Below are 8,897 nucleotides of genomic sequence, written 5' to 3'. Positions count from 1 at the left end.
AGGATTATTTGGGCGGTTTGGCAAGCAGAAACCAGCACAGCCCACGATCGATCTGGCTAGTATCCGACAGCAGCGGCAATCCCGATCGGAATTTCAAGATGCGATCGATTCTTCGCAGCAAGATTGGGGCAACGATCGTCTTGAAGAAAAGGACTTGCCGATCGCCAATAGATTCGATATTGATGATGAGGAAACCAATTGGGATGATGCCGAAACACTCGGCAATGACAATAATCCGCTCGTCCCGCTCAGCGCTCGCCAGCCGCTGTATGCTCAACCAGTCGCCCCCATAGTTGCACCGACGCTACCACCAACCTCCGATCTCGATGAGTGGGATGAAGCACTCCCCGCAGCGACAGTTCAAAGTAGTCATATTCAAGAAGCCCGCCGCAGCAAACAGCGCAAATTTCTATCGCCAAATGAAGATATTTGGGATGACGACATAACTGGGAGCCAAGCAACCATCGATTCGGTCTTCTCAGCTAGCGGTAATTTAAAACCCACCGCGTTTAGCACTGACGAGCCAACAAATCAGCCCCGCCGTAACTATGTTAGCGGCTTGTGGACTGGCACATTAGATCGATTTCGGCGGTTATTACCTGCGCCCCTCCGCCAGCTCTCTGAGGCGATTTTGATAGCGATCTTGGTCGCGATCGTGACTGTGGGGATCTGGTTTGTCGATGGCTTTTTTGTGCCGGGAATCGATCGATCTGTCACAGCGCCACCGCCGACACCCCTAGTCGCCCCCATTAGTTCCGCTCCCAAAATTAGTCCCGAACAGGCATTTACCCAAGCAATTCAAGCCCAACTGAGCGATATTACCAGTCAGTATCCAGACAATATCATCGAGATGCTGAATATTGACATCGATCGCGATCGGCTGATCGTTCAACTAGATCCTAGCTGGTATACACTCGACGACGATCGCCAAAACACACTGACCGATCTCATGTGGCAGCAAGCCCAGTCCCATCATTTTACCAAACTGGAAATTCGCGACAGTCAAGGAGTCGCGATCGCGCGGAGTCCGGTAGTGGGTAAGCATCCGATTATTTTACAGCGACGTAGCAATTAAAAAGCAGTTATGGCAACCGCCAAGGCGGTTAGGACACAGCGATTGAAATCGCCGCTCGGAATGCAAAGTCCGCCTACGCGGACTAATTAACGTCAGTTTCTCCTAGCGGAGAGGCTACGCCAACGGGATAAGAGGAGCCTAGAGACTGGAAGTTTCGGCACATGCAAGCAAAGTCCGCCGAATCTGTACTGAATATCTTAGTCCGCGAAGGCGGACTTTGTATCACTAGCACCGATTTCAATCGAGTGCGGTGCAAGAGCGGAGCTAATATGCTTAACCCGAACTGACGTTAATTAAAAAACGTCCTAACGATCTTGGCTATTGCTATAAAACATCGAGATATAATATTCAAAACTGCCAGCTAATTATTACAACTGTTTGGAGGTTCTATGACAATCTCTCCGCTTCAGTCACAACCCCTCAATCTCAGCAGTCTTAGGCTTACTGACGAACAGTTTTATCAGCTCTGTATTACCAACCCAGAGCAACCGCTCGAACTAACTAGCGAAGGAGTACTTGTCGTCATGCCTCCAGTTGGCGGTGACAGTGGCAATCGCGAAGCAGATTTATTAATCGATCTAGGAATTTGGAATCGACAAACACAATTAGGGAAAGTATTTAGCTCCTCTACCATTTTCAAACTTCCGCTGGGAAGTCAGAGATCGCCTGATGCAGCTTGGGTTGAACTGTCTCGTTGGAATGCGCTATCTGCTGACGATCGATCGAAGTTCCCCCCGCTTGCTCCAGACTTTGTCATCGAGCTACGTTCTCGCACCGATAAACTCTCAGATCTCCAAGAGAAGATGCTGGAGTATCGGGAAAATGGTGTCCGACTGGGGTTGTTAATTAATCCTCAAGATCGGATTGTGGAAATCTATCGGCTCGATCGAGCTGTCGAAGTCATCGCATCGGGAAGTTCGATCGATTGTGATGACGTGCTACCTGGATTTAGCTTAGATTTGACGAAAATTTGGTGAAAGCGTTTGGCGCATCGAATAACAACACATACAAAGAGATCGCTTAGTCGGACTGAAAAATCACCTCGGTATCGCGGGCACCATGCAACACCCTGATAACATCAATACCATCTTCAAGCGGAAAATAGAAAATTAGATAATTGCTCACTGAAAAACTCCGCAATCTGGGCATCAGCTCGTCTCGACTCGCACCCATTTGCGGAAATTGAGACAGGGAAAGCAATTTTTCTTGAATTCTATCTAAAAGTCTATCCGCAGCTTCGGGGCTGTCTTGCGCGATGTACCACCAAATATCCTCAAGATCGGTTGCGGCTTCTGGACGCTTTATTAACTGAACCATCTAAATTTGCGCGTCCTGTTGTCGAGCTGTCAGGCGCTGACGACCATTTGCTTTAATCTCTTCAATATCCAGTGGTGTTGCCTCACCGCTATCTATGCCTTTTTGAATTTCGCGTCTGAGTTCCTCGACGCGCATTTGTCGCAAACTGTCGCGCTCTTCAAGGAGACGCAGCGCATCCCGCATGACTTCACTCGCCGAGTTGTAAAGACCGCTCTCAACCTTGCTTTTGACAAGATTTTCAAAATGAGGTGTCAGAGAAATGTTCATAATGTTTACTACTCTGGATTAAATCGATAATAACAGAAAATAGCAATGATTGTTATTTACGGTAGTTATTCAAAATTAGTCATCTTTGAATTTCTGGTTTGAGAGTTGTCAAAACAAAACACCAGCCAAGTTTACTGGGGTCATTTCTCAAACCCGTAAATTTGGCTGGTGCTTTAAGTAGTCTGAGATTTACAGTTTGTTAGTTGCTTTCAATCTCTTTCTGGTGCGATATGCTGCGGTAGCTCCGATCAAAGTACCCACGATCGTGAAAGGCTCAGGAACGGCAGTAACGCCAGGAGGCGTAATAACTGGGCCAGTTCCAACGTTAATCAGGGAAGAGTCAATTCCTTGGGTGAAGTCAAAGAAGTTGTCATTAAGATCGACATCTCTTAATCCGAAGACAACGTTACCACTGCCGAGAGAGGTGAATAAACTACTTAATATTAGGGCATCATTTGAGGTGAAAAACCCTGTATCTAGAGTATCATCTCGAAATCCACCACCGCTGAATCCAAGACCAGTGGCAACACCTGCGGCAGTTGTATTCTGTGCATTAACTGAAGAAAAATTGCCGAAGCTAATACTATTGAGCAACAGAGTATTGTCATTGAAGTCAAAATCTCCAGTCGCAGTATCACCATCAATAGAGAGAAATTCTGACTGAAGCTTGAGATAGACCACCGCCGAGAGCAGAAATTACTGTTGGAGTGAAGCCAGATTGAGTACCAATAACAATAGGTGTATTAGCAGGTAGTCCTTGGAAAAGACCGCTGGCGGCTGCTTGAGTTACAACTCTCGTGCCATTTGTACCAGTTAGATCTAGTACGATACCGCCAACTTCAGATACTCCACTAGGCAGCGATCCTCTAGTAAATGTGGATGCTTGAGCTGGAGATGTAGCTATCAAACCAAGTGCCAGGGAGGCTACCGCAAATCCAACAGATTTTGCTGGTGTTATGAAAGATTTTGGATTCCTAGACAAAATACTCATCAGATTCATTCCTCGAAAAAGTTAACGCGTAGCAACAAAACAATTTGATGTGAAAAATATTAAAATACTGAATCCATACATTACTCAAAATATGAGATCGGAACAAACAGCAATCTTTCTATGATTACTGTTTATCTAAGACCAAGTAAGCAATTACCATTAGTCTTACTTATTAGCGATCGTGGCAGAACAGTCGTATTTCAAATGAATGCTCCGAGATAATAACAATTCTTGCGCCATAAGTAGTCAGCACAATAGCTTAGCATTCACACAAATTAGATATGAATTAGCCTGATATCGATCGGATCGGCTATTGGTAAATAGAGGGATGAATTGCTGTAAAGTAAGTCATTCTTGAATTCTGTAGTGCCTAAAATTAATGTTAGTAGTCAGCTACGGTCAAAATTTAATTCAGCAAAATGGCTGATTTATTAAATCGATCGCAACAATGCAATAAAGGCGATCGAGACTTAATTTGTAAACTTAATTACATTTCAAAATAGATACAAAAAAATGACAGACATGAAGATAATTTACAAAATCTTCAGGTCTGCCGATCGTTTCGATCGAGACTAACTAATCCACAAAACCTATTTACATTTTGTTAGTATCTTTGATTTTCTTTCTCATCCGTAATGCTGCTGTACCACCAATGAGGGTACCCACGATCGTGAAAGGTTCGGGAACCGCAGTAGCATTGTCAGCACTCCTAGAGGTGAAATTGTCAATGAAGACATAATCACCGCTACCTTGCTCTACTAGAGTTGCATACTTAATCCCGTTCGCAGAGATACCAAAGTAGTCTCCACGATTGCTTGCTAAAGTTGGAGCAATGATTGTGGAGTCTAGCAAATTGCCGCCGACGTCAAAACTGTTTAATCGCCAAGGACTATTAGAAGCGCCGAAATTGAAGGCAAAGGCATTGACTGTAGAGCCGAAATCAAACCTAAACTGGTTGGGAGCATAATCAAAATCATTGTAGATAGATTTACCTGGATTATTGTACTGCCCGCTATAATCAGAACCTATAGTCAGCGGCGCACCAACGCCTGTAAAAGTTACATTACCCACTGTAATATTTGCAAAGTTGCCGCTGGGAGCGGTTTCAAAATCAATTACTGTACCGCCGGAAATAGCCGCGAGGGGTCTGCCAAAGCCAGAAATAGCTGCGGCGCTGGCATTAGCAGCAACAAAAGAGATTCCAGATAGAACAAAAGCAGAGCTTACTACAACCTTAGTTAAAAAATTTGTCATTGCAATTATATTAGTCGAGCTGGTTACAACCCAACCTTAACAACGGCAATATCATTTGAATTCGGTCTAATGACTTGTTATCGATCGGTATTAATGCTGACAAGAGTGTTGACTGTAAAGCCATCTCATTTTAATTCACTCTATGTTAAATCGGTAAAAAGTAGAAAGCCGCAGCTAAAATTAGGTAAGTTGCTAGCAATAATATTCCTTCCAACCAATTCGATCGACCATCCAAACTAATCAAGTTTGCCACAATTACGGCGACACCGACAGCGACAATTTCAAAGGGATTAAAGTTGAGATCCATCGGTTGACCGATCGCATATCCAACTAGTACCAACATCGGAGCCATTAATAAGGCAACGAGCAAACTCGAACCCATCGCGACCGATACTGACAAATCCATATTATTTTTGATGGCTACACCTACGGCTGTGACATATTCCGCCGCACCGCCGACTAAAGGTAATAAAATTACGCCTGTAAATAGCGGCGTTAATCCCAATCCTTTGGTTGCTGATTCGACGACGCCGACAAACATTTCTGATTCATAAGCAACTGCCAAGGTGGAAACAACTAAAATACCCAACCATAAACGTAAATCTGGCTTGTGTCCGGTTGCTTCGACATCTAGCTCGACCAAACCAACATCATACAAATAGCTGTGCGTTTTGAGCGAAAATAGTAAGGTCATCACATACACTGCAATGAGAATAACTGCAACGGCGATCGAGAGTTTTTCGACAGCAAAGGCATCAGATTTACTAGCCGAATAAAACGCCATCGTTGGGAGTAAGATCGCAATTACTGCCAGTGTCATCGAAGAACCGCTGACTTGAGCCACAATCGGTTTAAATTCTTGTTCCTTGAATTTCAAGCCACCCAAAAACATCGACAATCCCATCGCCAATAGCAAGTTACTAATAATCGTCCCGGTGATACTGGCTTTGACGATATCGATCAAGCCCGCTTTGAGTGCGACTAGCCCGATAATCAACTCCGTAGCATTGCCAAATACGGCGTTTAGCAGCCCGCCTACGGCAGGGCCAGTGACGATGGCTACTTCCTCCGTCGCGGTACTCAACCAGATGGCTAGGGGCACGATCGCCAGCGCTGAGGTGATAAATACAGTCAAGTCCCCCCAGTGCAAATATTCCGCCGCAATAGAAATCGGTACAAAGACGAGCAACCCGAACGACAGAATTTTTTTGATAGACATAGGGGGCTTAGAGCTAGATGGCTAATAATGAACAGGTAGAGACTTAGACCGAGTACTATTCCAAATTTTATCGCTCGATCGAGCATAGCGATATGCTGGGGCAATACATTGAGTCGATCGATTGAGATCGAAGACTATGTATCAAACATCCGCATAATATGCCAAAATTTGTAACAGTATATTAATAATTCCCTAATATTAAAATTAAATTTATGAACGAGTCAGAACGAGACATTCCCGCCAGCCCACAGGAGTCCGCACCGACTACCGAGACCCAGCCGAAGGTCGTAGCTGGCACCACTGATGACGATCGATTTGAATGCCGCGCCTGTGGCTACACCTACAATCCCAATAAGGGCGACCCTACCCGAAAGATCATCGCGGGTACACCTTTTACCGTCCTACCGATCACCTGGAAATGTCCCACCTGTGGTGCCAAAAAGGCGGTATTTATGAATGTCGGGACGACTACCACTTACGGATTCAAAGAAAACCAGACCTACGGATTTGGGGTCAATGGGATGTCTCCCGGACAAAAAAGTATCCTGATCTACGGCGGACTGATGCTCGGCATCATTATTTTTATTAGTTTATATACATTGAACTAGGGATGAGGAGTAATGGGTAATGGGTAATGGGTAATGGGTAATGGGTAAGAGGTAAAAGGTAATGGGTAAGAGGTAAAAGGTAATGGGTAAGAGGTAAGAGGTAATGGGTAATGGAAGTGTATCGTAATTTCGTATTCTCCCCAACTCCCCAACTCCCCATCTCCCCATCTCCCCCTCTCCCCATTTCCCCATCTCCCCAACTCCCCATCTCCCCATCTCCCCATCTCCCATCTCCCATCTCCCATCTCCCATCTAACCAAGCACCATTTCCGAATCCATGAACTTGCTGAAACGAATTCTCAAACAAACTGCTACACTACTGGCGATCGGGATATTTTGCGTCAGTTGCAGTCACATCACACCATTGGCAACTAGCCCGTGGAAACCCATCCAGTTACCTACCGAGTCCAATATTCAAGATCTGACATTTACTAGCGATCCTCAACATGGTTGGGTTGTTGGTAGCGACGCGGCGATCTTGGAAACTAACGATGGTGGTAAAACCTGGGAAAATCGCAAACTCGAACTAGATAGCGACAAGTACCGCTTTACATCGATTAGTTTTGCTGGCGACGAAGGTTGGATTGTGGGCGAGCCAGCGATTCTGCTTCACACCAAAGATGCTGGCAAATCTTGGGAACGCATTGCCCTCAGTTCCAAGTTGCCAGGAATTCCCGCCACGATTAAAGCTTTAGGCAAAGATGCGGCGGAAATGACTACCGATATTGGCGCAATTTATGCCACCCAAGATGTCGGCAAAAACTGGAAGTCACTGGTAACTGGAGCTGTGGGAGTATTTCGGACGATCTCGCGCTCTCCTGAAGGCGAATATGTCGCTGTCTCTGCCAAAGGTAACTTTTATTCAATTTGGAAACCAGGACAAGATAGTTGGGAACCCCACAACCGGAACAGTTCGCGCCGGGTTTCTAATATGGGATTTGCTAATAATGGTCGCCTCTGGATGCTCGCACGGGGCGGACAATTGCAATTTAATACCCCCGATAAGCCAGATGTCTGGGAAAATGAAGTATTCCCCGGACAGAAGACCAATACAGGCTTATTAGATCTGGCTTACCGCACGCCTGGAGAAGTCTGGGTATCTGGTGGCAGTGGCGACTTACTCGTCAGTACTGACAACGGCAAAACTTGGCTCAAGGATGAGGCAGTAGAAGAGGTACCATCAAATCTATACAAGATTCTGTTCTTCAGTCCCGAGCGGGGTTTTATTATCGGTCAACGCGGAATCGTGCTCAAGTATCAAGGGGAAGCTGCTGCTTAGATGGGAGTTGGGAGTTGGGAGTTGGGGAGACGGGGAGACGGGTAGTGAATGGTAGAAAGACGCAAGCGTCTGAACAGCTCTGCCTCTTACCCATTACCTATTACCTATTACCTTCTCCTATCTCCCATCTCCCATCTCCCATCTCCCTAATTTCTCATTTACACATCACATTTCTTCAAGGTTATGAGTTAAACTCGATCCAGTAAAGGTATTAAAAATTGGGAGCAGATCGATCATGGCAGGCGGAACCACCGGAGAACGTCCTTTCTCAGATATTGTCACCAGTATTCGTTATTGGATCATTCACAGTATCACTATCCCAGCATTATTCGTTGCTGGCTGGCTGTTTGTCAGCACTGGCTTAGCTTACGACGCATTTGGAACTCCTCGTCCCGATGAGTATTTTACTCAGACTCGTCAAGAGTTACCGATCGTCTCCGATCGATTTGATTCCAAAGTTCAACTCGACAAATTCGTGCAGAAGAAATAGTCTTAGCTTCGGTCGGATCGCAGTTGAGATTAATCATCAACTCGCGATCGATTGCCGATCGAAGAACCATTTTCAAACTTTCAACTTACTTTCCTGAATTTTAGGAGCGAATCTCATGACTAGCGGTGGCGGAAATCAGCCTATTTCATATCCCATTTTTACAGTCAGATGGGTAGCAGTCCATACTTTGGGCGTACCAACCGTGTTTTTTATCGGCGCGATCGCCGCAATGCAATTTATTCAAAGATAGGAGCCAATTAAGATTATGGAACGCACTCCAAACCCCAATAATCAGCCAGTAGAACTCAATCGAGCTTCACTATTTTTAGGCTTATTAATGGTTTTCACGCTCGGAATTCTATTTACCAGTTACTTCTTTAACTAATTGGTTTTATTT

12 protein-coding genes and 1 pseudogene are annotated in these 8,897 nt (G+C 45.2%); 7 read left to right on the top strand and 6 right to left on the bottom strand.

Annotation, left to right across the window (positions count from 1 at the left end; genetic code table 11):
- Both RMO35_RS21925 and RMO35_RS21920 read left to right on the top strand, forming a co-directional pair.
- Positions 1–1,075: pseudogene (locus tag RMO35_RS21925) on the top strand (hypothetical protein); the annotation flags it as partial.
- 389 nt (positions 1,076–1,464) lie between these two features.
- Positions 1,465–2,052, top strand: coding sequence for a Uma2 family endonuclease (locus tag RMO35_RS21920; RefSeq protein ID WP_309744287.1), 588 nt, complete (start codon positions 1,465–1,467; stop codon positions 2,050–2,052).
- A gap of 43 nt (positions 2,053–2,095) precedes the next feature.
- Here the strand turns inward: RMO35_RS21920 and RMO35_RS21915 are convergent, their stop codons facing one another.
- From RMO35_RS21915 to cax, 6 genes are all read right to left on the bottom strand, one after another.
- Positions 2,096–2,392 carry a type II toxin-antitoxin system RelE/ParE family toxin gene (locus tag RMO35_RS21915; protein ID WP_309744285.1) on the bottom strand — a complete coding sequence of 99 codons (297 nt, stop codon included), beginning with the start codon at positions 2,390–2,392 and terminating at the stop codon, positions 2,096–2,098.
- Positions 2,393–2,659 (bottom strand): type II toxin-antitoxin system ParD family antitoxin, encoded by a 267-nt coding sequence (locus RMO35_RS21910; RefSeq protein ID WP_309744283.1) that lies wholly within the window; start codon positions 2,657–2,659, stop codon positions 2,393–2,395.
- 189 nt (positions 2,660–2,848) lie between these two features.
- Complete coding sequence (locus RMO35_RS21905; protein ID WP_309744280.1) at positions 2,849–3,340, bottom strand: PEP-CTERM sorting domain-containing protein; 492 nt, start codon at positions 3,338–3,340, stop codon at positions 2,849–2,851.
- A complete protein-coding gene (locus RMO35_RS21900; protein ID WP_309744278.1) occupies positions 3,300–3,566 on the bottom strand; it encodes a hypothetical protein in 267 nt (88 codons plus the stop codon). The genes RMO35_RS21905 and RMO35_RS21900 overlap by 41 nt, the downstream gene beginning before the upstream one ends.
- Before the next feature lie 678 nt (positions 3,567–4,244).
- Positions 4,245–4,904, bottom strand: a complete 660-nt coding sequence (locus RMO35_RS21895) for a PEP-CTERM sorting domain-containing protein (protein WP_309744276.1) — start codon at positions 4,902–4,904, stop codon at positions 4,245–4,247.
- A 145-nt stretch (positions 4,905–5,049) separates the two neighbouring features.
- Positions 5,050–6,123, bottom strand: coding sequence for a calcium/proton exchanger (gene cax / locus RMO35_RS21890; protein ID WP_309744274.1), 1,074 nt, complete (start codon positions 6,121–6,123; stop codon positions 5,050–5,052).
- A 212-nt stretch (positions 6,124–6,335) separates the two neighbouring features.
- Here cax and RMO35_RS21885 point away from each other — a divergent pair, with 212 nt between their 5' ends.
- From RMO35_RS21885 to RMO35_RS21865, 5 genes are all read left to right on the top strand, one after another.
- Positions 6,336–6,731: a rubredoxin gene (locus tag RMO35_RS21885; protein ID WP_309744271.1), complete on the top strand. Its 396-nt coding sequence runs from the start codon at positions 6,336–6,338 to the stop codon at positions 6,729–6,731.
- Between the two features lie 277 nt (positions 6,732–7,008).
- Positions 7,009–8,010 (top strand): photosynthesis system II assembly factor Ycf48, encoded by a 1,002-nt coding sequence (locus RMO35_RS21880; RefSeq protein ID WP_309744269.1) that lies wholly within the window; start codon positions 7,009–7,011, stop codon positions 8,008–8,010.
- A gap of 235 nt (positions 8,011–8,245) precedes the next feature.
- A complete protein-coding gene (gene psbE, locus RMO35_RS21875; RefSeq protein ID WP_309744267.1) occupies positions 8,246–8,500 on the top strand; it encodes a cytochrome b559 subunit alpha in 255 nt (84 codons plus the stop codon).
- 115 nt (positions 8,501–8,615) lie between these two features.
- Complete coding sequence (gene psbF / locus RMO35_RS21870; protein WP_309744265.1) at positions 8,616–8,750, top strand: cytochrome b559 subunit beta; 135 nt, start codon at positions 8,616–8,618, stop codon at positions 8,748–8,750.
- A gap of 12 nt (positions 8,751–8,762) precedes the next feature.
- Positions 8,763–8,885: a photosystem II reaction center protein L gene (locus RMO35_RS21865; protein WP_309744289.1), complete on the top strand. Its 123-nt coding sequence runs from the start codon at positions 8,763–8,765 to the stop codon at positions 8,883–8,885.
- Positions 8,886–8,897 lie beyond the last annotated feature (12 nt).

It is taken from the genome of Chamaesiphon sp. OTE_20_metabat_361, assembly GCF_031364565.1.
Note: the sequence above shows the minus strand (reverse complement) of the source record. Positions and strands in the feature narration are given on the sequence as shown.

Excerpts from the sequence above, each read along its gene's own strand:
- RMO35_RS21920 (WP_309744287.1), top strand. The coding sequence starts at position 1,465 with ATGACAATCTCTCCGCTTCAGTCACAACCCCTCAATCTCAGCAGTCTT.
- RMO35_RS21915 (WP_309744285.1), bottom strand. The coding sequence starts at position 2,392 with ATGGTTCAGTTAATAAAGCGTCCAGAAGCCGCAACCGATCTTGAGGAT.
- RMO35_RS21910 (WP_309744283.1), bottom strand. The coding sequence starts at position 2,659 with ATGAACATTTCTCTGACACCTCATTTTGAAAATCTTGTCAAAAGCAAG.
- RMO35_RS21895 (WP_309744276.1), bottom strand. The coding sequence starts at position 4,904 with ATGACAAATTTTTTAACTAAGGTTGTAGTAAGCTCTGCTTTTGTTCTA.
- cax (WP_309744274.1), bottom strand. The coding sequence starts at position 6,123 with ATGTCTATCAAAAAAATTCTGTCGTTCGGGTTGCTCGTCTTTGTACCG.
- RMO35_RS21885 (WP_309744271.1), top strand. The coding sequence starts at position 6,336 with ATGAACGAGTCAGAACGAGACATTCCCGCCAGCCCACAGGAGTCCGCA.
- RMO35_RS21880 (WP_309744269.1), top strand. The coding sequence starts at position 7,009 with ATGAACTTGCTGAAACGAATTCTCAAACAAACTGCTACACTACTGGCG.
- psbE (WP_309744267.1), top strand. The coding sequence starts at position 8,246 with ATGGCAGGCGGAACCACCGGAGAACGTCCTTTCTCAGATATTGTCACC.
- psbF (WP_309744265.1), top strand. The coding sequence starts at position 8,616 with ATGACTAGCGGTGGCGGAAATCAGCCTATTTCATATCCCATTTTTACA.